The organism is Pseudomonas sp. S3_A09, from assembly GCF_054668065.1.
In genome coordinates this window covers 2,355,232-2,377,501 of sequence record NZ_CP162752.1, presented here as the reverse complement: position 1 = coordinate 2,377,501, position 22,270 = coordinate 2,355,232, and the positions used below count along the sequence as shown (strand labels likewise).

20 protein-coding genes are annotated in these 22,270 nt (G+C 61.1%); 10 read left to right on the top strand and 10 right to left on the bottom strand.

Going from position 1 to position 22,270, the window contains the following annotated elements; all coding sequences use genetic code 11:
• Positions 1–73 precede the first annotated feature (73 nt).
• Together AB4N92_RS11330 and AB4N92_RS11325 are read left to right on the top strand one after the other, a co-directional pair.
• Complete coding sequence (locus AB4N92_RS11330) at positions 74–487, top strand: c-type cytochrome (RefSeq protein WP_010207476.1); 414 nt, start codon at positions 74–76, stop codon at positions 485–487.
• Between the two features lie 133 nt (positions 488–620).
• Positions 621–2,543: an acetyl-CoA hydrolase/transferase C-terminal domain-containing protein gene (locus AB4N92_RS11325; RefSeq protein WP_045791506.1), complete on the top strand. Its 1,923-nt coding sequence runs from the start codon at positions 621–623 to the stop codon at positions 2,541–2,543.
• A gap of 134 nt (positions 2,544–2,677) precedes the next feature.
• Here the strand turns inward: AB4N92_RS11325 and AB4N92_RS11320 are convergent, their stop codons facing one another.
• Together AB4N92_RS11320 and rep are read right to left on the bottom strand one after the other, a co-directional pair.
• Positions 2,678–3,250: a xanthine phosphoribosyltransferase gene (locus AB4N92_RS11320; protein WP_010207474.1), complete on the bottom strand. Its 573-nt coding sequence runs from the start codon at positions 3,248–3,250 to the stop codon at positions 2,678–2,680.
• Positions 3,251–3,308: 58 nt separating this feature from the next.
• The gene (gene rep / locus AB4N92_RS11315) at positions 3,309–5,318 is read right to left on the bottom strand and encodes a DNA helicase Rep (RefSeq protein ID WP_010207473.1); all 2,010 of its coding nucleotides are present in this window, start codon (positions 5,316–5,318) and stop codon (positions 3,309–3,311) included.
• A gap of 255 nt (positions 5,319–5,573) precedes the next feature.
• Between rep and AB4N92_RS11310 the strand changes: the two genes are divergently transcribed.
• Positions 5,574–7,238 carry a putative bifunctional diguanylate cyclase/phosphodiesterase gene (locus tag AB4N92_RS11310; protein WP_010207472.1) on the top strand — a complete coding sequence of 555 codons (1,665 nt, stop codon included), beginning with the start codon at positions 5,574–5,576 and terminating at the stop codon, positions 7,236–7,238.
• Between the two features lie 66 nt (positions 7,239–7,304).
• Here AB4N92_RS11310 and AB4N92_RS11305 read toward each other — a convergent pair whose 3' ends face one another.
• Positions 7,305–8,708, bottom strand: coding sequence for a NorM family multidrug efflux MATE transporter (locus AB4N92_RS11305; protein WP_010207471.1), 1,404 nt, complete (start codon positions 8,706–8,708; stop codon positions 7,305–7,307).
• Positions 8,709–8,857: 149 nt separating this feature from the next.
• Here AB4N92_RS11305 and AB4N92_RS11300 point away from each other — a divergent pair, with 149 nt between their 5' ends.
• On the top strand, positions 8,858–9,778 hold the full coding sequence (locus AB4N92_RS11300; protein WP_460130094.1) for a LysR substrate-binding domain-containing protein: 921 nt from the start codon (positions 8,858–8,860) through the stop codon (positions 9,776–9,778).
• 177 nt (positions 9,779–9,955) lie between these two features.
• Positions 9,956–11,932 carry a methyl-accepting chemotaxis protein gene (locus tag AB4N92_RS11295; protein ID WP_010207466.1) on the top strand — a complete coding sequence of 659 codons (1,977 nt, stop codon included), beginning with the start codon at positions 9,956–9,958 and terminating at the stop codon, positions 11,930–11,932.
• 3 nt (positions 11,933–11,935) lie between these two features.
• Here AB4N92_RS11295 and AB4N92_RS11290 read toward each other — a convergent pair whose 3' ends face one another.
• Entirely contained in the window at positions 11,936–12,850 is a 915-nt protein-coding gene (locus AB4N92_RS11290; RefSeq protein ID WP_176331943.1) for an ABC transporter six-transmembrane domain-containing protein, read from the bottom strand.
• Positions 12,851–12,961: 111 nt separating this feature from the next.
• On the opposite strand from AB4N92_RS11290, the gene AB4N92_RS11285 reads away from it, so the two are divergent.
• Positions 12,962–13,546, top strand: coding sequence for a TetR/AcrR family transcriptional regulator (locus AB4N92_RS11285; RefSeq protein ID WP_044288170.1), 585 nt, complete (start codon positions 12,962–12,964; stop codon positions 13,544–13,546).
• Here the strand turns inward: AB4N92_RS11285 and AB4N92_RS11280 are convergent.
• The 3 genes from AB4N92_RS11280 to AB4N92_RS11270 form a co-directional block, all read right to left on the bottom strand.
• Entirely contained in the window at positions 13,543–15,039 is a 1,497-nt protein-coding gene (locus AB4N92_RS11280; RefSeq protein ID WP_010207462.1) for a YifB family Mg chelatase-like AAA ATPase, read from the bottom strand. The two genes, AB4N92_RS11285 and AB4N92_RS11280, sit on opposite strands and share 4 nt — an antisense overlap.
• 94 nt (positions 15,040–15,133) lie before the next feature.
• Positions 15,134–16,405 (bottom strand): MFS transporter, encoded by a 1,272-nt coding sequence (locus AB4N92_RS11275; RefSeq protein WP_010207461.1) that lies wholly within the window; start codon positions 16,403–16,405, stop codon positions 15,134–15,136.
• 26 nt (positions 16,406–16,431) lie between these two features.
• Positions 16,432–16,692, bottom strand: a complete 261-nt coding sequence (locus AB4N92_RS11270; RefSeq protein WP_010207460.1) for an accessory factor UbiK family protein — start codon at positions 16,690–16,692, stop codon at positions 16,432–16,434.
• Positions 16,693–17,114: 422 nt separating this feature from the next.
• Between AB4N92_RS11270 and glnK the strand changes: the two genes are divergently transcribed.
• The 4 genes from glnK (at position 17,115) to sutA (ending at position 19,892) form a co-directional block, all read left to right on the top strand.
• A complete protein-coding gene (gene glnK / locus AB4N92_RS11265) occupies positions 17,115–17,453 on the top strand; it encodes a P-II family nitrogen regulator (RefSeq protein WP_002555808.1) in 339 nt (112 codons plus the stop codon).
• 34 nt (positions 17,454–17,487) lie between these two features.
• Positions 17,488–18,825, top strand: coding sequence for an ammonium transporter (locus AB4N92_RS11260; protein WP_010207459.1), 1,338 nt, complete (start codon positions 17,488–17,490; stop codon positions 18,823–18,825).
• Between the two features lie 211 nt (positions 18,826–19,036).
• A complete protein-coding gene (locus AB4N92_RS11255) occupies positions 19,037–19,462 on the top strand; it encodes a secondary thiamine-phosphate synthase enzyme YjbQ (RefSeq protein WP_010207458.1) in 426 nt (141 codons plus the stop codon).
• Between the two features lie 103 nt (positions 19,463–19,565).
• Positions 19,566–19,892 carry a transcriptional regulator SutA gene (gene sutA / locus AB4N92_RS11250; protein ID WP_010207457.1) on the top strand — a complete coding sequence of 109 codons (327 nt, stop codon included), beginning with the start codon at positions 19,566–19,568 and terminating at the stop codon, positions 19,890–19,892.
• Between the two features lie 58 nt (positions 19,893–19,950).
• Here the strand turns inward: sutA and AB4N92_RS11245 are convergent, their stop codons facing one another.
• From AB4N92_RS11245 to AB4N92_RS11235, 3 genes are read right to left on the bottom strand one after another with little or no spacing between them, the layout of a single operon-like run.
• A complete protein-coding gene (locus tag AB4N92_RS11245) occupies positions 19,951–20,646 on the bottom strand; it encodes an HAD family hydrolase (protein ID WP_010207455.1) in 696 nt (231 codons plus the stop codon).
• Positions 20,643–21,542: a tyrosine recombinase XerC gene (gene xerC, locus AB4N92_RS11240; RefSeq protein ID WP_010207453.1), complete on the bottom strand. Its 900-nt coding sequence runs from the start codon at positions 21,540–21,542 to the stop codon at positions 20,643–20,645. The genes AB4N92_RS11245 and xerC overlap by 4 nt, the downstream gene beginning before the upstream one ends.
• Positions 21,543–21,544: 2 nt before the next feature.
• On the bottom strand, positions 21,545–22,261 hold the full coding sequence (locus tag AB4N92_RS11235) for a DUF484 family protein (RefSeq protein ID WP_010207452.1): 717 nt from the start codon (positions 22,259–22,261) through the stop codon (positions 21,545–21,547).
• Positions 22,262–22,270: the final 9 nt, after the last annotated feature.

Here is a 22,270-nt window from a genome sequence, read left to right as displayed (position 1 = left end):
ACTTTCGCCGCCTGCGAAACCGTGGCCGCAGGCGTGAATAGCCACCATTGAGGGTGAACGCGTGAACCTAATTATGAAAATGCTGGCTGCACCAGCAACCGTACTGGCCCTATGGGCTGTCAGCGCTCAAGCTGCGACCAATGATGACATTGCCAAGCGCCTGGAGCCTGTCGGCCAGGTTTGCGTCCAGGGCCAGGAATGCAAAGGCATGGAAGTGGCGGTCGCCGCAGGCGGCGGCGCTGCGAAGACGCCGGATGAAATCATTGCCAAGCATTGCAACGCTTGCCACGGCACTGGCCTGTTGGGCGCGCCGAAAATCGGTGACACCGCTGCCTGGAAAGAACGCGCTGACCACCAGGGCGGCCTGGATGGCATCCTCGCCAAGGCCATTACCGGTATCAATGCCATGCCGCCAAAGGGCACCTGCGCCGATTGCTCGGATGATGACCTCAAAGGTGCGATCGAGAAGATGTCCGGTTTGAAATAAACCGATCTTCGCCAAAAAGCCGCTTACAAGCGGCTTTTTTGTACCCGTGATTTGTGTTTCAGCGCTGTTCTTTGCAGCAAAGACCCGGCAAGCTCGGTCCAACCCCTAATCATGGAATGTTCAGGAGGGTCGGATGGTGCAGTTGTGTTCAATCGAGCAAGCAGTTGACGATGTGCTGGAGCGGTTGCCGGCGCATATCCACATGGGCATGCCGCTTGGCCTGGGCAAGCCGAACCTGTTTGCCAACGCGCTGTACCGGCGCATTGCCAAATTGCCGGAGCGGTCGCTGACGATCTATACCGCCTTGAGCCTGGGCCGGCCAACACTGGGCGATGGTTTGCAGAAACGCTTTCTCGAACCCTTTATCGAGCGAGTGTTTGGCGATTATCCCGAACTGGATTTCCTCGCCGCCCTGCACAAGGACAACCTCCCGAAAAATATCCACGTGCAGCAGTTCTTCATGCAGCCCGGCAGCTTGCTCCACAGCGAGTCGGCCCAGCAGGATTACGTCAGCAGCAATTACAGCCACGCCGCCCGCGACATCAACGCCGCCGGCCTGAACCTGGTCGCTCAACTGGTTGCCAGCAGCAGCGAACACCCTGATCGTCTGAGCCTGAGCTGCAACCCGGATATCACCCTCGACCTGTTACCAATGATCGCCAAGCGCCGTGATGCCGGTGAAACCGTGCTGATCGTCGGCCAGGTCCACAGCGATTTACCCTACATGCCGGGTGATGCGGAGCTGGGCATGGACGCCTTCGATTACCTGATCGATGAAAAAGACAGCACCACGTTGTTCTCCACACCGAACATGCCGGTGGGCTTCCAGGACCACTTTATCGGCCTGCATGCCAGCACCTTGGTGCGCGATGGTGGCACTCTGCAGATCGGCATCGGCTCCATGGGGGATGCGCTGACTGCCGCGCTGCTGGCGCGCCAGGCGGACAATGAGGCCTACCGATTGCTGCTGACTGACCTGGACGTCTATCAGTGGGCGCCGTTGATCAGCCACGAAGGCGGTGTCGATCCGTTCGCGCGTGGCCTCTACGGGTGTAGCGAAATGTTCGTCAACGGGCTGCTGGTGCTGGCGGACGCGGGGATTATCCGCCGCAAGGTCTACCCGGATGTGGCGACGCAGGAGCAGGCTAACGCTGGCACGCTCGACGACGCCGCGCAGCCCGACGGGATCTCGATCCACGGCGGATTCTTCCTCGGCCCGCGAAGTTTTTACCAGCGCCTGCAGGAAATGACCCACGCCAAGCGCCTCGAATTCAACATGACCCGCATCAGTTACATCAATGAGCTGTACGGCCAGGAAGAACTCAAACGACTGCAACGGCGGGATGCTCGCTTTATCAACAGTGCGATCATGGTGACCTTGTTGGGCGCGGGGGTAGCGGACCAGTTGGAAGACGGGCGCGTGCTCAGCGGCGTGGGCGGGCAGTACAACTTCGTTGCCCAGGGTCATGCGCTGGAGGGCGCGCGCTCGATTTTGATCCTGCGCAGCTGGCGCGAATCGGCGGGGGAGGTCAGTTCCAATATCGTCTGGGACTATGGCCACTGCACGATTCCCCGGCACCTGAGGGATATCGTCATCACTGAGTATGGAATCGCCGATTTGCGCGGCCAGACGGATGCCAAGGTGATCGAAGCGCTGCTCAACGTAACCGACTCGCGCTTTCAGAATGACTTGATCGAAAAGGCGCAGAAGGCCGGCAAGTTGCCGAAGGATTTCCAGTTGGATCCGCGCTTTGCCGATAACACGCCGGAGCGGCTCCAAGGTATTCAGGCGCGGCATCGCCGGTTGTTCCCGGAGTATCCGCTGGGCAGCGATTTTACGGATGAAGAGCGGGATCTGTTGCGGGCGTTGAACTGGCTCAAGAGCAAATTCAAGCTGACGGAGATTCTGGAGCTGGGTAAGGCGGCGTTGGATGCGCCGGAGCCGGAGGCGTATCCCGAGCATTTGAAACGGATGCGGTTGGATAACCCGGAGGGGCTGAAAGAGGATTTGTATCAACGTTTATTGCTCGCCGGCCTGCAGGCCACCGTGCACTGACAGCCCAACGCAAAACCAAATGTGGGAGCGGGCTTGCTCGCGAAAGTGGTGTATCAGTCGACGTCTACATTGACTGTCACAGCGCATTCGCGAGCAAGCCCGCTCCCACAGGGTTAACTGCATTCAGGCAGCGATTACTCGATGAAAGTGACCACGCCACCCGCCAGCGACTTCACCCGTGCTAGCGACTCAACCCGATAACCCTGCGCATCCAGCTCGGCACGACCACCCTGGAATGACTTCTCGATCACGATCCCCAAACCGGCGACGGTCGCGCCGGCCTGCTTGATGATCGAGATCAGCGCCTGGGACGCCTTGCCGTTGGCCAAAAAGTCATCGATCACCAGCACGCGGTCGCTGCTGGTCAGGTGGCGCGGGGAGATCGCCACAGTGCTTTCGACTTTCTTGGTGAAGGAATACACCGTCGCCGACAGCAGGTTTTCTGTCAGGGTCAGTGACTGTTGCTTGCGGGCGAAGATCACCGGTACGCCGAGGTTCAGGCCGGTCATGATCGCCGGGGCGATGCCCGAGGCTTCGATGGTGACGATCTTGGTGATGCCCGAATCCTTGAACAAGGCGGCGAATTCGTCGCCGATCAGCTTCATCAGTGCCGGGTCGATCTGGTGGTTCAGAAAGGCGTCGACCTTGAGTACCTGATCGGAAAGCACGATGCCTTCTTCGCGAATTTTCTTGTGCAGTGCTTCCACGGAAAGCTTCCTCTAATGGCGCGGTGCGCGCCGAAAGTAGATTAAAAAGTAGTCGATTCTAGCGCTTTAACATCGCGCGTATGTCCGCCAAGGCGGTGTTGCCGCGAACGGCCTTCACCTCGGTCGGGGTGTCGTCATTGCCTTCCCAGGCCAGGTCGTCCGGCGGCAGTTCGTCCAGGAACCGGCTGGGGGCACAATCGATGATTTCGCCGTATTGCTTGCGCTTGGCGGCAAAGGTGAAGGCCAAAGTCTGACGCGCGCGGGTAATACCCACGTAGGCCAGGCGCCGTTCTTCTTCGATGGTGTCGGCTTCGATGCTGGAGCGGTGCGGGAGGATTTCCTCTTCCATGCCCATGATGAACACGTAGGGGAATTCCAGGCCCTTGGACGCATGCAAGGTCATCATCTGCACACCCTCGGCGCCGTCTTCCTCTTCCTGCTGGCGCTCAAGCATGTCGCGCAGTACCAGCTTGCCGATGGCGTCCTCGACGGTCATCTCGCCGTCTTCGTCTTTTTCCAGGGTGTTCTTCAGCGCTTCGATCAGGAACCAGACATTGCTCATGCGGTAATCCGCGGCCTTGTCGCTGGAGCTGTTGGTGCGCAGCCAGTTCTCGTAGTCGATGTCCATGACCATGCTGCGCAGGGCGCTGATCGGGTCTTCGCCGGCGCACTGCTCGCGGACCTTGTCCATGAAGCGCTTGAAGCGCGCCAGTCGATCGGTGAAGCGCGAGTCCAGGTGCTCGCCCAGGCCGATTTCGTCGGTGGCGGCGTACATCGAGATCTTGCGTTCAGTGGCGTAGTTGCCGAGTTTTTCCAGGGTGGTGGAGCCGATCTCGCGGCGCGGCACATTGATCACGCGCAGGAACGCGTTGTCGTCGTCCGGGTTCACGATCAGCCGGAAGTAGGCCATCAGGTCTTTGACTTCCTGGCGTCCGAAAAAGCTGTTGCCGCCCGACAGGCGATACGGCACCTGGTGATGCTGCAATTTCAGCTCGATCAGCTTGGCCTGGTAGTTGCCGCGGTACAGGATTGCGAAATCGCTGTAGGGCCGGTCGGTGCGCAAGTGCAGGCTGAGGATTTCCACGGCCACGCGCTCGGCTTCGGCGTCTTCGTTACGGCAGCGGATCACGCGGATTTCGTCGCCGTGGCCCATCTCACTCCACAGTTGTTTTTCAAACTCGTGGGGGTTGTTCGAGATCAGCACGTTGGCGCAACGCAGGATGCGGCTGGTGGAGCGATAGTTCTGCTCCAGCATCACCACTTTCAGGGACGGGTAGTCGTCCTTGAGCAACATCAGGTTTTCCGGGCGCGCGCCGCGCCAGGCGTAGATGGACTGGTCGTCGTCGCCTACCACGGTGAACTGGTTGCGCTTGCCGATCAGCATTTTCACCAGCAGGTATTGGCTGGCGTTGGTGTCTTGGTATTCATCTACCAGCAGGTAGCGCACCTTGTTCTGCCATTTTTCGAGGATGTCGGCGTGTTCCTCGAACAGCTTCACCGGCAGCAGGATCAGGTCATCGAAGTCCACTGCGTTGAACGCCTTGAGCGTGCGCTGGTAGTGGGTGTAGACGATGGCGGCGGTCTGTTCCTTGGGGTTGCGTGCGTTTTCCAGGGCCTGGGCGGGCAGGATCAGGTCGTTTTTCCAGGCGCCGATCATGTTCTTGATCTCGTCCACGCCGTCGTCGCCTGCGTACTCCTTTTGCATGATGTCGGTCATCAGCGACTTCACGTCGGTCTCGTCGAAGATCGAGAAGCCCGGCTTGTAGCCCAGCCGCGCATGCTCCTTGCGGATGATGTTCAGGCCCAGGTTGTGGAAAGTGCACACGGTGAGGCCACGGCCCTCGCCACCCTTGAGCAGGGTGCCGACACGCTCTTTCATTTCCCGCGCCGCCTTGTTGGTAAAGGTCATGGCGACGATGTACTGGGCGCGGATGCCGCACTGCTGGATCAGGTGCGCGATCTTGCGGGTGATCACGCTGGTCTTGCCGGAGCCTGCACCGGCGAGCACCAATAGAGGGCCGCCGACGTAGTTCACGGCTTCTTGCTGCCGGGGATTGAGTCGGGACATACAGAATTCAGGGAGTCGTTGTTCAAAAGGGCGGGCATTTTAACAGGCTCGCAGGATTCTGCTCTGTCAGAACGACAGTGTGACGTACCACTCGATCTAAATTTGCCGGTTTTGATACTTTGCCGCAGGATGTCGGGGTTATTTGCGACTAATCTTTACAGTTCGCGTGTTTGGTAACCCCTATCATTGGTGATCATCTGGCCGCACGTCATAATGCCCGCTGTCACGAAATTTTGCAGAGTCTAGGGAGCTAGCTTGTCTACGCCTGTCGAACCCTTGCGTTTGCTGCTGCTGGCCGATGAGCCCGCGTGGGCAGCGTTGTTGCGCGAGTGCCTGGCGCCGATGGGCGATGGGGCTGTGCTGATCAGCGCACCAAACTGGGAGTCCGTGAGCCGTCTGTTCGATGACGACCACAGCGCCGTGCTGTTGACCACGCCCAGCTTGCAGCCCGGCCCTGGCCGCTGCAGCCTGCCGTGCGTATTGCTGCTGGAGCAGGAGCCGCTGGTTTCGCCGCTGGGCGTCAGCGATTGGCTGGTGCGCGATGTATTGGATGCCGATACAGTGCGCCGCTGCCTGCGCCACGTCCGCGAGCGTGGCGTACTGGAAAACACCCTGCAGCGCCTGGCCGAACAGGACCCGCTCACCGGTATCGCCAACCGCCAGGGCTTCCAGACCTTGCTCGCCGCACGACTGGTCGAGAATGAAGGCCGTGGCCTGGCCCTCGGCCACCTGGACCTCGACAATTTCCGCCACGCCAACGACGCCCTCGGCCACCAGGCCGGCGACCGGCTGATCCTGCAAGTGGTCTCGCGGCTCAAGAGCCAACTTGAGGTCGGGGACCAACTGGCGCGCCTGGGCAGTGACGAGTTTGCCCTCTTGATCGACACCCGCCGCGCGCCCCAGCGTGCCGAGTGGATGGCCGAGCGCATCACCGAAGTCATGGCCGAACCGTACTGGGTGGATGGCGAAAGCCTGCTGATCGGCTGCAGCCTGGGGGTGGCCCATGCCCGTGCCCGCGCCGGCGCCGACCCGCTGATGTGGCACGCCCATATCGCCATGCAGCAGGCCAAAAGCACCCAAGGCTGCACCTTTCATATCTTCAACGAACGCATCAACCGCAACGCGCGCAGCCTGGCCGACCTGGAAAGTGAGCTGCGCCGCGCCTTGCGTCGTGACGAACTGGAGCTGCACTACCAACCGCGCCTGGACCTCGACGACGGGCATATCGTCGGCCTTGAAGCCTTGGTGCGCTGGCGCCACGACGAGCGTGGCCTGTTGCCGCCGAGTGAGTTCGTGCCCCTGGCCGAACAAAGCGGCCTGATCGTGCCGTTGGGTTACTGGGTGATCTCCCGCGCGCTGCGCGACATGCAGGACCTGCGCGAACGCGGCCTGCCGCCGCTGCACATGGCGGTCAACCTGTCATTCCGTCAGTTCCAGGACAGCCAGTTGCTCTCCACCCTCAGCCGGCTGATTGCCGAGCGGGGCGTTGAGGCACAGTGGCTGGAGTTCGAACTCACCGAAACCGCCGTGATGCGCCGCAGTGACCTGGTCAAGCAGACCATGGACGCCCTCGGCCGCCTCGGTGTTCGGTTCTCCCTGGACGATTTCGGCACGGGCTTTTCATCGTTCGTGCACCTCAACAGCCTGCCGATCGCCTTGTTGAAGATCGACAAGAGTTTTGTCGGCGGTATGGAAGAGCGCGAAGAGAACCGCAAACTGGTGCACGCCATGATCAACCTGGCCCACAATCTCAACCTTGAAGTGGTCGCCGAAGGCGTGGAAACGCCGGAGCAACTTGCACTGTTGCGCTTGTTTGGCTGCGACCAGGCCCAGGGTTACCTGATCAGCAAGCCGCTGCCGTTGGCGGAGCTTGTGGAGTACCTGACCTTCGGGAAAAGCCAGCAGGCCTTGCTGGGTTGATTGGGTGCCCACCCAATCAACTGTGGGAGCAGGCAAGCCAGCTCCCACACTGACCGATTACAGCCTTCAATCCGGCTGAGCTGCTTGCAACGTGCTGTAGGTTTCAGGCTCTCGCCGAATCATGCGCTTCATCTTCGCTTCAAATGCCCAAGTCAGGCTGACTGCCGCGCACGCCAGGCCCAGCGCCAAGCCCCACCATACGCCGGTCGGTCCCCAGCCCAGGGTGAAGGCCATCAGCCAGGCCGACGGTGCCCCGATCAACCAATAGCAACCCGCGCCGATCAGGAAGGTGGTCTTGGCGTCCTTGAGCCCGCGAATGCAGCCCATGGCGATGGTTTGCACACCGTCGAACAGCTCGAACCAGGCGGCGACAGCGAGCAGGCTGACGGCCAGGACGATCACGTCATGGAAGGCCGGGTCGTTATGGTCGATAAGCAATCCGATCAAAGGATCGGAATAAAGCCACAGCACGGCGGCAAATCCCAACATCACCGCTGCGCCAAATCCGATGCCGACGCGCCCGGCCAGGCGTGCCTGCAGCAACTGCCCAGCGCCGTAATGTTGGCCGATACGCATGGTCACCGCGTAAGACATCCCCGCCGGCACCATGAACGCCACCGAGACAATTTGCAGCGCGATCTGGTGCGCCGCCAACTGCGTGCTGCCCATGGTGCCCATGCACAGCGCCGCAAACGCGAACAACCCGACTTCCACCGCATAAGTGCCGCCAATCGGCAGGCCCAGGCGCCACAGCTCGCGCAGGTACTGGGTATTGAGGCGCAGCAGGCCGGTGCTCAACGGGTACGCCGCATAGGTACGGTTGCGGTGGATGTACCACATCAGCGCCAACGCCATGCCATTGGCGACGACGGCCGTGACCAGTCCGATGCCCATCAGGCCCAGTTTCGGCAGGCCGAACATGCCTTCGATCAACGCATGGTTGAGCAGGTAGTTGGCCACCGCGCCACCGAGGCTGATCACCATCACCGGCTGGGCCTTGCCAATCGCGCTGGTGAAGCCGCGCAAGGCCATGAAGCTCAGGAAACCCGGGAGGGCGAACGGCAGGATCGTCAGGAATTGCCCCGCCGAGTGCACGTTGGTCTCGGTCTGGCCGAACAGCAGCAGCAGCGGCTTGAGGTTCCACAACAGCAAGCCGGCCGCCAAGGCCATCAGCCAGGCGAGCCACAGTCCGGCCTGGGTCAGGCGGGTGGCGCCTTCGATATCCCCCGCGCCGTGACGGATTGCCACCAAGGTGCCCACGGCGGCAATCACGCCGATGCAGAAAATCGACACGAACGAATAGCTTGCCGCGCCCAGGCCGCCACCGGCCAGGGCTTCGGGGCTCAGGCGCGCCATCATCAGGGTGTCGGTCAGCACCATCAGCATGTGCGCCAACTGTGAGGCAATCAACGGCCCTGACAGCCGCAGAATGGCCCAGAGTTCGGTACGTGCCGGATGCTGCATGATCATCACGCTCGAATAGTCGAAGGGTTGAGGGAGGGTTGATTCTCGGCGCTCTCAGCGCATTGCACAAAGGGATAAATGCGATCGTTCACATGACTAAAACTCATGCCTGATGAATCTGGTACGTTACGGCATTGCTTGTAGGAGCTTGCCAAATGTCACGTCGCCTTCCTCCCCTTTATGCCCTTCGCGCGTTTGAGGCGGCATCGCGGCACAATTCCTTCACCCGTGCGGCGGAGGAACTGTCTATAACGCAAAGTGCGGTGAGCCGACACATCCGCACATTGGAAGATCACTTCGCCTGCCGCCTGTTCCAGCGCAGCGGCCGCACCTTGCAGCTCACCGAGGCGGCGCGTCTGTTGTTGCCTGGTGTGCGCGAAGGTTTCGCCGCGCTGGAGCGGGCCTGCCATACCTTGAATGCCGAAGACGACATCCTGCGCATGAAGGCACCGTCCACCCTGACCATGCGCTGGCTGTTGGCGCGGCTCAGCCGGTTCCGTGCGTTGCAGCCCGGCAATGAGGTGCAACTGACCAGCGCCTGGATGAGTGTGGACGAGGTGGACTTCAACCAGGAACCCTTCGACTGCGCCGTGCTGCTGAGCTACGGCCATTTTCCGGCGGATTGGGAGGCCAGTTATCTATTCCCGGAATTGCTGATTCCGGTGGGCGCCCCCAACCTGCTGGAGGATGGACCCTGGGATGTCGAGCGCCTGGCCACCGCCGAGTTGCTGCACCCCACGCCTGACCGTCGTGATTGGCGCAACTGGCTGGAGCGCATGGGCTTGTCATCCCAGGTGTCGCTCAAGGGCGGGCAGGTGTTCGATACCCTAGAACTGGGCATGATCGCCGCTGCGCGGGGTTACGGCGTATCCATGGGTGACCTGCTGATGGTGGCCGAAGACGTGGCCCAGGGCCGATTGAGCCTGCCCTGGCCAACAGCCGTAGCCAGTGGTGAAAGTTATTACCTAGTGTGGCCGAAGACCCGCCCCGGCGGTGAGCGGCTGCGGCGCTTGGCGGAGTTTCTCCAGGCGGAGGTCAAGGCGATGGCGTTGCCTTCAGTCGAACGTCTCGATTGAGTGGTTGCAGAGCGTTCGTGCAATCGTTTGCGTGATACCCCTGTGATTCGCTCAAGTATTGCTTCGCCCAGCCGAAGAAGGTGTGTTGGAACAATCGTGCACCAACGTTTCCCACCAGATAATTTGCCGAGCAACGCTATGAGATCAGGATGATCCTGGCCTCGGCCAGGAGCCTTCATGACTCAACCTCGCGCTCGGATAGCCTCACAGCTAGGCCTCGCACTCGCCGTGATTCTGGCTGTCGTCATCAGCGGCAGTACTGTGTTTGCTCTGCGTTCCCTCGACTCCGCCAACCTCGCCACCCGCGAGGAACACCTGGCCAGCGAGGCGCGCTTGCTTGCCGATCAACTCAACACCTTCCACGGCACCTTGCGCGAGAGTACCCAGCGCTTGAGCGGGCTGTTCGAAAAGCGTTTTGGTGCCGGTTTGAGTGTGCGTGCAGACCAACCAGTGACCGTGGCCGGTGTGCAGACCCCGAGCCTGTATCTGGGCAGCGAGGTGTTGAACAACAACTTCGAGGATGTGGATGAGTTCAAGCAGATGTCCGGCGGCGTGGCCACGGTGTTTGTACGCAGCGGCGAAGACTTCATCCGCATCAGCACGTCGTTGACCAAACAGGATGGTAACCGCGCCATCGGTACGGTCCTGGATCGCCAAGGCCCGGCTTATCAGCGTGTGCTCAGCGGGCAGACCTACATCGGCCGGGCGGTATTGTTCGACCGCTCCTACATGACCCAATACAGCCCCGTGCGTGATAGCAGCGGTCAGGTCATCGCCGTGCTGTTCATCGGTTTTGACTACACCGATGCGCAGAATGCCCAGTTCGAGAATCTCAAGCGCTTCCGTATCGGCCAGACCGGCTCCCTGGCCCTGCTGGACGAGCAGAAGCGCTGGCTGGTGCCCCCGGCTGGCGTGCAGGCGCTGGACCAGGCGGTTCCAGTGATGTTGGACCTGGCCAAAACACCAGGCAAAGGTCGCTTCTGGGCGGACAAGAACGAAGAATTCTACAGCGTCTCTGTGCCCTTCGACGGCGGGCCGTGGGCAGTTGTCGCGAGCATGCCCAAGGCCGAGATTCGCTCGGTGACCTGGGACGTCGGCATCCGCCTGGTGATCGGCAGCGTGCTTGCCATGCTGCTGGCGGTCGGCGCAACGGTCTGGTTGCTGCGTAGCAAGTTGGCGCCGTTGGGCGACCTGGTGCGCCAGGCCGAAGCCCTGGGTGCGGGGGACTTGAGCGTACGCCTGAATGTGTCCAGCCATGACGAAATCGGCCAGTTGGCGCGCAGCTTCAACCAGATGGGTGAAGCGCTGTCGACCATGGTCTCGCATATCCGCAAGGCAGCCGAAGAGGTCAACAGCCGTGCCCAGGCGTTGTCTGGGTTATCCGGTGGTGCTTATGAGGGCATGGAGCAGCAGTCCGGTGAGATCACTAGCATGGCTGGTGCAGTGGAAGAGTTCAGCGCCACGTCGCTGAACATCGCCGATAACATGGGCAGCACCGAACGCCTCGCCCAGGAAAACGCCCAGCAAACCCGTATCGGGCGCAACTCGATGCAAGAAGCGTCGTCGTCCCTGGAACACATCGCCGCCGCGCTCAACAGCACGGCTACGGTGATCAACACCCTGGGCCAGCGTTCCCAGGAAATTGGCGGGATCGTCGGCGTGATCACCTCGATCGCCGAACAAACCAACCTGCTGGCACTCAACGCCGCCATCGAAGCCGCACGGGCAGGTGAGCAGGGTCGTGGGTTTGCCGTGGTCGCTGATGAGGTGCGTAACCTGGCGTCGCGTACCCGTGAGGCCACCGACGAAATTTCCGGGATGATCCAGAGCATCCAGCAGGAAACCGGCAACGCCATCAGCACCATGGAGCGCGGCAACGTATTGATGCAGGAAGGCCTGTCGCGCAACGCCGATGTGGCGTCGGCCCTGGCGCGTATCGACGAGCAAAGCCGCTCGGCCGGTCAGCAGTTCGCTGCGATCACCACCGCCACCCAGGAACAGAGCAGCACCGCGACTTTGCTCAGCAGCAACCTGCAGAGCATTGCGCTGGCCAACAGCGAGCAGCGCGAGGTGGTGTCGAACCTGGCGATCACGGCCAAGGAACTGGAGACCCTGGCGGCGGGCCTGCGGCATGAAGTGGATCGGTTTCGTTGAGACCTAGCGGTCGCCCAGCCCTGGGTCCACGCGCTTGCCGATGTCTTTGAGGCGCGCCAGTTGGTCGACCATGCCAGGGGCTTCGTCCATGCTGGTGACGAAGGTCCACAGGTAGGTCATGACCGCATACACATGACCGGCCTTGACTGCGGGGGACAAGGCCAACTGGCTGATGGCGACCACGAAGAGCAAGGCAGCCAGCGTGCCGAGAAACAGGTACGCAGCGGCCTCGCGGTCTGACAGCCAGATCCGCAGGCGAGACAGCACCTGGTAGTGGCGTCGCAGGGTCGGCGCACCGACTTTTTCCACCAGGCCGATTTCCTTTTCCAAGCGATTATTCAGGCGCTCATGCAGCGCTTGGTTACGTTGGGCAAAGCGCGGCAACAGCGTGATACACAGCACCAGTGCGCCCAGGCACGCGAGACCGACCCAGGGCTCGATCACGATCAGCATCACCGCCGCACCAATAATCGATACCAGCGCCGTGGCGATGATCGGCACGTGTTTCTCAAAGAAGTCGACGAACTCTCGTGCGAGCACCACCCGTGCCGCTGACTTGGAGGTGCTGTGATTCTGCAGGCGCTGGTTCAGAATCACCGGCACCGCCAGGTCGGCGTAGATCCGGGTGAAGGTTCGGGTGTCCAGCGCCCGGCGTGCCGCGCCGACGACCCAGAACGCCAGGACCACGGCGGCGTAGAACAGAGCGTTGCTGGCATCGCCCCGAATGATTGCATCCACCGCAAACCCGGCAAACAACGGGTATGCCAGCAGCAGGGCATTTTCCAATGCAACCAATGACAGCGTGCCGAACAGCTTGCCGGGATAGGCTTTGGCGATCGCTTTGAGGGTCTGGCCGGCGGATTGCTGGCCGATTTTCTTGCTTTCTTCGATCAGGATTTGAGGCGTGACGGATGTCATGGGTGCACCAAAGGGATGATAGACGCTATTATTGAGCGACTGCTCAAGTATCCTTGAGCGATCGCTCAAAAAGCAAGCGCCGCTTATCTGCCGGTGCCGAAAGGAATTGCCATGTCGCGTATCGACCGTAAAGACCAGATCATCGCCGCCGCCCTGGAGTTGTTTCGCAGCAAGGGGTTTGCCGATGTGTCCACCCGCGACCTGGCCGAACATGCCGGGCTGTCCCGTAGCCACGTTTATCACTACTTCAGTGATTGGAAGGAGCTGCGCCGCGAAGCCTTCGTGCGGTTTGCCAATGAGCAGTTGGACGAAGTACGGGCGCCTCTGGCAGAAGCCCCCCCGCTGGATGCCTTTGTGGGTTTTTTGCGTGACTGCCTTCCGAGCACCGCCGATGCAGGCTGGGCGCTGTGGCTGGATGCCTGGGACGAAGCGATGCAAGACCCGCAAATGGCCCAGGCTTACCTGGTGATCAATGCTCAATGGCAAGGCATGCTCGCCGAAGTGATCGAGCGAGGTGTCGCTGCCAATGTCCTGCGTTGTGACTCGCCACAACGCGCTGCCCGCCAAATCTTTGCAGTGGCGATGGGCTACGCCGACGACCTGATGCTCCAGCCCTCCACGGAGTCGGCCGAAGCGGCCTTGGATGAAGTGATGGAAGTGGCGCGGTTGCTGCTGGACTTTCCACAGTCACCCTAGCCAACAGCCGCGGGCCGATACTGCAACGCTTCCGCCAGATGCGCCCGGTTGATGCTATCGGTGTGCTCAAGGTCGGCTAGGGTGCGTGCCACTTTGAGCAGCCGATGGGCTGCGCGCAGGGATAGCGTCAGCCGCTCACAGGCGTTTTCCAGCCAGCATTCGTCGACCTTCGCCAGCTTGCAGTGCTTGCGTAGCCCCGGCAGATCAAGGAAAGCATTCGCGCAGCCTTGGCGTTGTTGTTGGCGATCGCGGGCCTGGGCGACCCGTGCCGACGCCTCGGCTGTGTTATCGCCTGCCTGCTGGGTAGGATTCAACGCAGTGGTTTCTCGCGCCACAGTGAGGTGCAAGTCGATGCGGTCCAGCAGCGGCCCGGAGAGCTTGTTGCGATAGCGCTGGATCTGCTCCGGCGTACAGCGACAACGTCCGCTGGGTTCGCCGAGGTACCCGCATGGGCAGGGGTTCATGGCGGCGACCAGTTGGAAGCGGGCCGGGAAGCTCACGCGGTCGCGGGCACGGGAAATCACGATGTGCCCTGATTCCAGTGGCTCGCGCAGCACCTCCAATACTTTGCGGTCGAACTCCGGCAGCTCATCCAGAAACAGCACGCCGTGATGGGCCAGGGTGATTTCTCCCGGTTGCGGCTTTGACCCGCCTCCCACCAGCGCCGGGCCCGACGCCGAATGATGCGGCTGGCGAAACGGTCGGTGCGGCCAATGACTGAGTGGCGCCACGCTGACGACCGATTGAATCGCCGCCACTTCCAGGGCTTCCTGCTCACTCAGCGGTGGCAACAAACCCGGTAGGCGACTGGCGAGCAATGTCTTGCCGGTGCCGGGCGGGCCGCTTAACAGCAGGTTATGCGCCCCCGCCGCCGCGATCAGCAGTGCGCGCTTGGCGGCGAGCTGGCCCTGTACTTCGCTCAGGTCCGGGTAAGGTTTGTTCAGATACAGCAATCCGTCGGATTGGTAGGGCTCGATAGGCTGATGTCCGTTCAGGTGTGCCACCACCTGCAGCAAGTGATCCACGGCGAGCACTTTCAACCCCGACGCCAGGCAGGCTTCTTCCGCATTCGCCCGCGGCACGATTACGGTGCGCCCCGCCTTGCGCGCCGCCAATGCTGCCGGCAACACGCCTTTCACTGCCCGCACTTCGCCGGACAGGGCCAATTCTCCCAGGCATTCCACCTCATCGAGCATCGACGCCGGCACCTGCACGCTGGCCGCGAGGATTCCCAAGGCAATCGCCAGGTCAAAACGCCCGCCGTCCTTGGGCAGGTCGGCAGGCGCCAGGTTCAGGGTGATGCGGCGGGCCGGGTATTGCAGGGCAGAATTGAGAATGGCGCTGCGCACCCGGTCCTTGCTTTCCTTGACCGCCGTTTCCGGCAAACCCACCAGTGTCAGGGACGGCAGACCATTGGCCATGTGCACCTCGACGGTGACGGCGGGAGCTTCGACGCCAATTTGGGCACGGCTGTGGACGATGGCGAGGGACATGCTCGTTCCTTGAAGAATTGAGGCCGCTTCCTGCGGTTTCTCAAAGGTAGTCGAGGGAACGCATGGGCAACGAATCAGACTTTTACAGGACGTATCAACGTGCAAAGGCGTTGGGATACTTATCCAGATAGGCGCCGTTGAGTTGGGTGTCCGGGGCACGCATGAAGGTGCGGAAATCGGGAATCAGGAACACCAGCAGTGACAACCCCAGCACCATCGCCCCCAGCGACGTGATGGTCAGGGTGACACCGAGGTTGGCGATCAGGCCATTCATGGCGAAACTGCCCAGCGGGCTGGCTGCCGCGGACAGAAAGGACACGGTGGCGAAGATCCGGTTGCGGTGCTGCTTGGGGGTCGCCAGTAATCTCACGGCAGAGGTCGGAATGTTGATCAGCATCAGGCCCACCCCGCCACAGAAAAACGCCAGGGGCACGACGACTATCGATGAGAGCGCGCCGGCCAGCCACATATTGCCCCCCAACAGTGCAAAGCCTGCCGCGACACACAGGTCGCGGGGTACCCGTTGGGTCAACCAGCCGGTGATCGTGTAGCTGCCCGCCAGGATGCCCAGGCCGAAGCACGCATCCAGCAGGCCGAGGTAGGTGATCGGGTAGTGGATAACTGTCTTCACGTACAGCGGCAGCAGGATGGTAAAAAATGGAAACAGGGCAAAGTTGACGAGCATCGCCACAAGAGCCAGGTAGAACTCGACCTTCACCCCATAGACCGCCTTGAAACCCGAGTAAATCATGCGCCAGCCGCTGGAGGTCGGTTCAGGTTCATCTGGGGCGCTGGCGCCGAGGTGGAGTGGAATGGATGCGATCAACACTGCCGCGCCAAGCATCGCAATGAAGTCGACGGCAAACGCCAGCGGGGTACCGAAGCTGAAAATCAACGCGCTGGCCATGGCTGGCCCGAGCAGGTTGGAAATGGACGACAGCATGCTTTTGGTGCGCACGGCCAGTGAGACCTGATCGTCACGCGCAAACAATGGAATGATCGACGACTGCAGCGGCTCGCGCACACCGGCGACGGCACTGCTGATGAGCATCAGGGCGCCGACGCTCCAGGGGTTGAACAGCTGCGTCGCAGACAGAAAAAACATCAACAGCGCGGTCAACACGCTGGTCAGGGAAACCAGCCTGAGGATCAGGATCTTGTTGTACTTGTCGCCCAGCCATCCCAGCAGAGGGCGGGCCAGCACCTGCGCCGCGATGGAGCAGGCGATCATGTTGGCGAAGACGACGGCGGAACCGGTTTCCTGCAAGGCCCACCACGCCACGGCGAGTTGGTTGCAGCGGCCACCGAGCACCACCAGTAAAAAGCTGAATTGTATTTTCAGCAGGCGCCGGTCGAGGGCCGGCAAGCCCCACAGGGACCGGTTGATGCCGGTTATTCGCCCGCTGGCGTCAATCGCGCTTCCAGTTCCGCGACTTTTGCCTCCAGGCTCTCCAGCCGCGCACGCGTGCGGGCAAGTACCACCATCTGGCTATCAAATTCTTCGCGGCTCACCAAGTCGAGCTTGCTGAAACCACTTTGCAGCAAGGCCTTGAATTGGCTTTCGATTTCATTGCGGGGCAATGGGGTGTCACCGCTGAACAGGCGAGAGGCGTGGCCGCTCAGGGCGTCGAGGAGGTCTTTGGGCGCGAGCATGGGAAATATTCCGGAAAACTGTTGGCCGGCAGTGTATCACGCAGCGTCTATAGTCTTTTTCACGACGGCGGGCGCACGCTTTTCGCGCAGAGGGTCGGGCGGCTACGCACTGTTTTTGTGCGCATTGCCGTCGCCCAAAAGCCTCGCAGGTGGGGATAAGTGGGCAAAGGACTGATTTCAGTGATTTTTACGGAGCTGGCAAGGTTTCTGCTTAGACGAACATGACCCATGCACTGATGCAGTCGCTGTGACGAATGCAGTGCGCCGACGGATCAGGGGTACAGGTTTCGTCACCAGTGGTTCGCTGGCGTCGCAAAGGCAAATGCCGAGGCGACGACGCGTTACAAAGCCAGGCACTGCGCTTAGACTTGAGACGGGTTTGTTTTCCTGGGGCAAGTCCACCAATTCGGGAGAGAGTTTTCATGAAGCTAGTCACTGCCATCATCAAGCCGTTCAAGTTGGACGATGTACGCGAGTCGTTGTCCGAGATCGGCGTGCAGGGCATTACCGTTACTGAGGTCAAAGGCTTCGGTCGGCAGAAGGGTCATACCGAGCTGTATCGCGGCGCGGAATACGTGGTCGATTTCCTGCCGAAGGTGAAGATTGATGTCGCCATTGACGACAAGGATCTTGACCGGGTTATCGAGGCGATAACCAAGGCCGCCAACACCGGCAAGATCGGTGACGGCAAGATCTTCGTGGTCAATCTGGAACAGGCTATTCGCATCCGTACCGGCGAAACCGATACCGACGCAATCTAAGCCGCCAAACCCCAACGCCCCAGGAGAAAACAATATGACTCTGCGTAAATTCGCAGGGCTCGGAGCCCTGTTGTCCATCGTAATGCCAAGCCTGGCCATGGCGGCAGACGAAGTGGCTGCTCCAGTCCTCAATTCCGGCGACACCGCCTGGATGTTGACCGCCACCGCTTTGGTGCTGTTCATGACCATCCCTGGCCTGGCGCTGTTCTACGGCGGCATGGTCCGCTCCAAGAATATTCTGTCGGTGATGATGCAGTGTTTCGCGATCACCGGCCTCATCAGCATCCTCTGGGTCGTATACGGCTACAGCATCGCGTTCGATACCACCGGTATGGAACAGGGTGTGGTCAACTTCAACTCCTTCTTCGGCGGCATGGGCAAGGCGTTCCTGGCGGGCGTGACCCCGGCCAGCATCACCGGCCCTGCAGCGCTGTTCCCGGAAGCGGTGTTCATCACCTTCCAGATGACCTTCGCGATCATCACCCCGGCGCTGATCGTCGGTGCCTTCGCTGAGCGTATGAAGTTCTCCGCGATGCTGATCTTCATGGCTATCTGGTTCACCCTGGTCTATGCGCCGATCGCGCACATGGTCTGGAGCGGCAACGGTGGCCTGATGTGGGACTGGGGCGTGCTGGACTTCGCCGGCGGCACCGTGGTGCATATCAACGCGGGTGTGGCTGGCCTGGTGGCGTGCATCGTGCTCGGCAAGCGTAAAGGCTTCCCGACTACTCCAATGGCTCCGCACAACCTGGGTTACACCCTGATCGGCGCAGCCATGCTGTGGATCGGCTGGTTCGGCTTCAACGCTGGTTCCGCGGCTGCGGCCAACGGCACTGCCGGCATGGCAATGCTGGTTACCCAGATCGCTACCGCTGCTGCAGCGCTGGGCTGGATGTTCGCCGAGTGGATCACCCACGGTAAGCCAAGCGCACTCGGCATCGCCTCGGGTGTGGTGGCGGGCCTGGTAGCCATCACCCCAGCGGCTGGCACCGTGGGCCCGATGGGCGCCTTGGTGATCGGCCTGGTTGCCGGTGTGATCTGCTTCTTCTGCGCCACCAGCCTCAAGCGCAAGCTGGGCTACGACGACTCCCTGGACGCGTTCGGCGTGCACGGTATCGGCGGTATCGTCGGTGCGATTCTCACCGGTGTGTTCGCAGCCCCTGCGCTGGGCGGCTTCGGCACCGTGACTGACGTTGCCGCGCAGGTTTGGATCCAGTGCAAAGGCGTTGGCTTCACTGTGATCTACACGGCGATCGTGACCTACGTCATCCTCAAGGTGCTGGACATGGTCATGGGCCTGCGGGTGACCGAAGAAGAGGAGGCCGTCGGCCTCGACCTGGCGCAACACAACGAGCGCGGCTACAACTTGTAAGTACGCATAAAAAAGATGCCCGGCTTGCCGGGCATTTTTTTGCCTGGCGTTTGTCAGTCATAACACGCTGTGTCGGTTTTTTCGTCGAGTTTGTGATGAGGTTCACCCGGCACTTTTCCGCGTGCCAATGTCTTACAGGCATGTAGGCGTATTCGGCACTTTGTTTTTTCCCAGAGCGCGCTAGAATGCGCGCCGATGGGCGGAGAACTGTATGTGGCAACAGACCTTGATTACCCTGCGGGCCAAGCCCCGGGGCTTTCACCTGGTGACCGATGAGTTGCTGGCCGGCTTGCCTGAGTTGAAGGCCTGTCGCGTGGGCTTGTTGCATCTGTGGTTGCAACACACTTCGGCCTCGTTGACCGTGAACGAGAATGCCGACCCGGCGGTTCTCCGTGACTTCGAACGTTATTTCAACGCGCTGGTGCCGCAAGGCCTTGCCGGGTTTGAACACAACGACGAAGGTCCGGATGACCTGCCGGCGCACTTCAAGGCCAGTCTCCTGGGCTGCCAGCTGAGTTTGCCGGTGAAGGCCGGCCGCTTGGCGATGGGGACCTGGCAAGGTGTTTATCTGGGCGAGCACCGTGATCATGGCGGTGCTCGTAAAGTCCTCGCCACCTTGCAGGGTGATGGGGCATAAGCCACTGGTTATCCCGTGGATGTTGATTTTTTTCCGGCAGCCGTCGACAGAAGGTGAAGCTGGGCTATAACTAATCTGCTTTTCGCAAGTCATGAGGTAGAACATGAGCGACGATGATCTGGAAAACGACGACCTGGAAGTAGGTGACGACGACGACACCGAAGAAGGTCTGGAAGCGGCGGCGGAAGACGTGGCTGACGACGACGGTGGCGATGACGCACCTGCCCCGGCTGCCAAGGGCAAAGCCAAGGCTGCTGTGTCGGTAGATGAATTGCCGAGCGTTGAAGCCAAGAACAAAGAGCGTGATGCCCTTGCCCGTGCGATGGAAGAATTCCTCGCTAAAGGCGGCAAAGTGCAGGAAGTCGAGGCCAACGTGGTGGCAGATCCACCGAAGAAGCCTGATAACAAGTACGGCAGCCGACCTATCTGAGGTCAGTCACCAGCTTGTAGGGAAAAGCCCGCCGTCGCTGCGGGCTTTTTCATGGGCGTTATTTCCAGCCAGCCAGCAAAGGCGCTAATTCGGCCAAGCTGCGAACCTCTGCATCCGGGCGCTTATCGGCTTCCCAAACCTTACCCGTCGGGTTGAACCACACCGCCCGAAGCCCCGCCTGCTGCGCCCCGGCAATGTCATCCCCTGGATGATCGCCAATATGCACCGCTGCGCTGGCATCCACGCCACCGCGTTGCAACGCTTCTTGAAACAGTCGCGCATCCGGCTTGGCGATGCCGATGTCTTCAGCGCGCAGGGCAAAGTGAAAGTAGTCCGCCAGGCCCACGCGCTGCACGTCGGCATTGCCGTTGGTGATCACCCCCAGCAAGAAGTGCTGGCGCAAGGCTTTGAGCATGGGCTCCGCTTCGGGGAAGGGGGCGAGTTGGTGGCGCGCGTGTATGAACGCCTCGAAGCATACATCCGCCATTTCCGTGGCCTCAGGCTGTGGATAACCAGCCTCTTCAAACGCATGCATCAACACCCTGTGACGCAAAAGGCTGATCCGGTGTTTCAGCTCGGGATGGCGCTCCAGCACCTGTTGGCGAAGACTGGCGAAGTGCTCCAGCGGCAAATCGCCGACCTTCGCAGCGTTGACCGTCAGCCATTCGCGCATCGACGCTTCGGCGCTGATGATGACGGGTACGTTGTCCCAGAGCGTGTCGTCCAGGTCGAAAGTGATCAGCTTGATACTCATGAGTCGCCGCCCTTGATGCGTTTGGCCCGTGGATGGGCGCTGTCGTACACCGTTGCCAGGTGTTGGAAATCCAGATGGGTGTAGATCTGCGTGGTCTTGATGTCGGAGTGGCCGAGCAGCTCTTGAACCGCGCGCAGGTCCTGGGACGATTCCAGCATATGGCTGGCAAAGGAGTGTCGCAGCATGTGTGGGTGCAGGTTCTGACCCAGCTCGCGCTCACCGGCGGCCTTGACCCGCACTTGAATCGCCCGTGGCCCCAGGCGCCGGCCTTGCTGGCTGACAAACACCGCGTCATCCGCGGGATTGGTCAGCAGGCGCAGCGGTAGCCACAGTTGCAAGGCTTCCCGGGCTTTGCGGCCCACCGGTAGCACGCGGGTCTTGCTGCCCTTGCCGAGTACTTGCACCAGGCCGTCCGCCAGGTCCAATTGGTCGAGATTCAGGCCAGTCAGCTCCGACAGACGCAGGCCAGATGAATAGAACAGCTCCAGGATGGCCTGGTCGCGATGGGCCAGGAAGTCATCCTCGACGGCGCCATCCAGCAATTGCAGGGCGCGGTCGGTGTCCAGGGTTTTGGGCAGACGTCGTTCGCCCTTGGGCGGCGACAGGCCGTTGGCCGGGTCGTGATCGCACAGGCCTTCGCGGTTCAAATAGTGATAGAGCCCGCGTACCGCCGAGAGCAGGCGCGACAGGCTGCGCGAGGATTGACCCGCCTGGTGCAGGCGCGCGATCAGGCTGCGCAGGCTCTGGATATCCAGAGCCTTCCAGCTGCTGATCTGTTGTTTCTCACAGTAGGCCAAGACCTTGTTCAAGTCCCGCCGGTAGGCTTCCAGCGTATGGGGCGACACCTGGCGCTCGTTGCGCAGGTGAGCGCAGTAAGCGTCCAGTTGCCGTTCCATGGTTAGCGCACCGCGCGCAGGGCGGTGGTGAAGCGCGGCAGGACGCGGCCCAGTACTTCGGCAATGTAGGTCAGGAACAGCGTGCCCACTGAGCTCTTGTAGTGCTGGGGATCGCGGCTGGCGATGGCCAGTACACCGTGCAGGCCTTGATGGCTGAGAGCGACCACCGCAGTGGAACCGATCTGCTTGCGCTGCTCGGCACCAAACAGGAAGTCCAGCTCATGCTCGCGCAAGGTGCCGCTGATGGTCTTGCCTTCGGACAACAGGCCGCCGATGGCTGTTTGTGCGTCGCTGCCGCTGACCCAGCGACCCACCGGCATCGGGTTGTCGCTGAATAGGATCAAGCTGACAAAGGGCACCTGGAAGTCCTGGCGAAGGCTGTCTTCGACGGCGATCACCGTTTCTTCCAGGCTGGTCGCATCCATCAGGGTCAGGATCAGGCGACGGGTTTTTTCGAACAGGCGGTCGTTGTCGCGTGCGACGTCCATCAAGTGCGAGAGCTTGTGGCGCATTTCGATATTGCGCTCGCGCAGGATCTTCATCTGCCGCTCCACCAGCGACACAGTATCGCCGCGTTGGTGGGGGATGCGCAGCGCCGGCAGCAGTTCTTCGTGCTCGACGAAGAAGTCCGGATTAGCCTCAAGGTACGCCGCGACGGCAGCGGCCTCCAGACTGTCGCTCGGGGTAGCGTGTGCGGGTACTTGAGGCTTATCGGTCATTAGATTGGC

What these genes read in the sequence shown, in the direction of transcription:
- AB4N92_RS11305 (WP_010207471.1), bottom strand. Translation starts at nt 8,708, where the DNA reads ATGATCATGCAGCATCCGGCACGTACCGAACTCTGGGCCATTCTGCGG.
- glnK (WP_002555808.1), top strand. Translation starts at nt 17,115, where the DNA reads ATGAAGCTAGTCACTGCCATCATCAAGCCGTTCAAGTTGGACGATGTA.
- sutA (WP_010207457.1), top strand. Translation starts at nt 19,566, where the DNA reads ATGAGCGACGATGATCTGGAAAACGACGACCTGGAAGTAGGTGACGAC.
- AB4N92_RS11290 (WP_176331943.1), bottom strand. Translation starts at nt 12,850, where the DNA reads ATGACATCCGTCACGCCTCAAATCCTGATCGAAGAAAGCAAGAAAATC.
- AB4N92_RS11235 (WP_010207452.1), bottom strand. Translation starts at nt 22,261, where the DNA reads ATGACCGATAAGCCTCAAGTACCCGCACACGCTACCCCGAGCGACAGT.
- AB4N92_RS11280 (WP_010207462.1), bottom strand. Translation starts at nt 15,039, where the DNA reads ATGTCCCTCGCCATCGTCCACAGCCGTGCCCAAATTGGCGTCGAAGCT.
- AB4N92_RS11330 (WP_010207476.1), top strand. Translation starts at nt 74, where the DNA reads ATGAAAATGCTGGCTGCACCAGCAACCGTACTGGCCCTATGGGCTGTC.
- AB4N92_RS11260 (WP_010207459.1), top strand. Translation starts at nt 17,488, where the DNA reads ATGACTCTGCGTAAATTCGCAGGGCTCGGAGCCCTGTTGTCCATCGTA.
- AB4N92_RS11255 (WP_010207458.1), top strand. Translation starts at nt 19,037, where the DNA reads ATGTGGCAACAGACCTTGATTACCCTGCGGGCCAAGCCCCGGGGCTTT.
- AB4N92_RS11270 (WP_010207460.1), bottom strand. Translation starts at nt 16,692, where the DNA reads ATGCTCGCGCCCAAAGACCTCCTCGACGCCCTGAGCGGCCACGCCTCT.
- AB4N92_RS11245 (WP_010207455.1), bottom strand. Translation starts at nt 20,646, where the DNA reads ATGAGTATCAAGCTGATCACTTTCGACCTGGACGACACGCTCTGGGAC.
- AB4N92_RS11300 (WP_460130094.1), top strand. Translation starts at nt 8,858, where the DNA reads ATGTCACGTCGCCTTCCTCCCCTTTATGCCCTTCGCGCGTTTGAGGCG.
- AB4N92_RS11325 (WP_045791506.1), top strand. Translation starts at nt 621, where the DNA reads ATGGTGCAGTTGTGTTCAATCGAGCAAGCAGTTGACGATGTGCTGGAG.
- rep (WP_010207473.1), bottom strand. Translation starts at nt 5,318, where the DNA reads ATGTCCCGACTCAATCCCCGGCAGCAAGAAGCCGTGAACTACGTCGGC.
- AB4N92_RS11295 (WP_010207466.1), top strand. Translation starts at nt 9,956, where the DNA reads ATGACTCAACCTCGCGCTCGGATAGCCTCACAGCTAGGCCTCGCACTC.
- xerC (WP_010207453.1), bottom strand. Translation starts at nt 21,542, where the DNA reads ATGGAACGGCAACTGGACGCTTACTGCGCTCACCTGCGCAACGAGCGC.
- AB4N92_RS11285 (WP_044288170.1), top strand. Translation starts at nt 12,962, where the DNA reads ATGTCGCGTATCGACCGTAAAGACCAGATCATCGCCGCCGCCCTGGAG.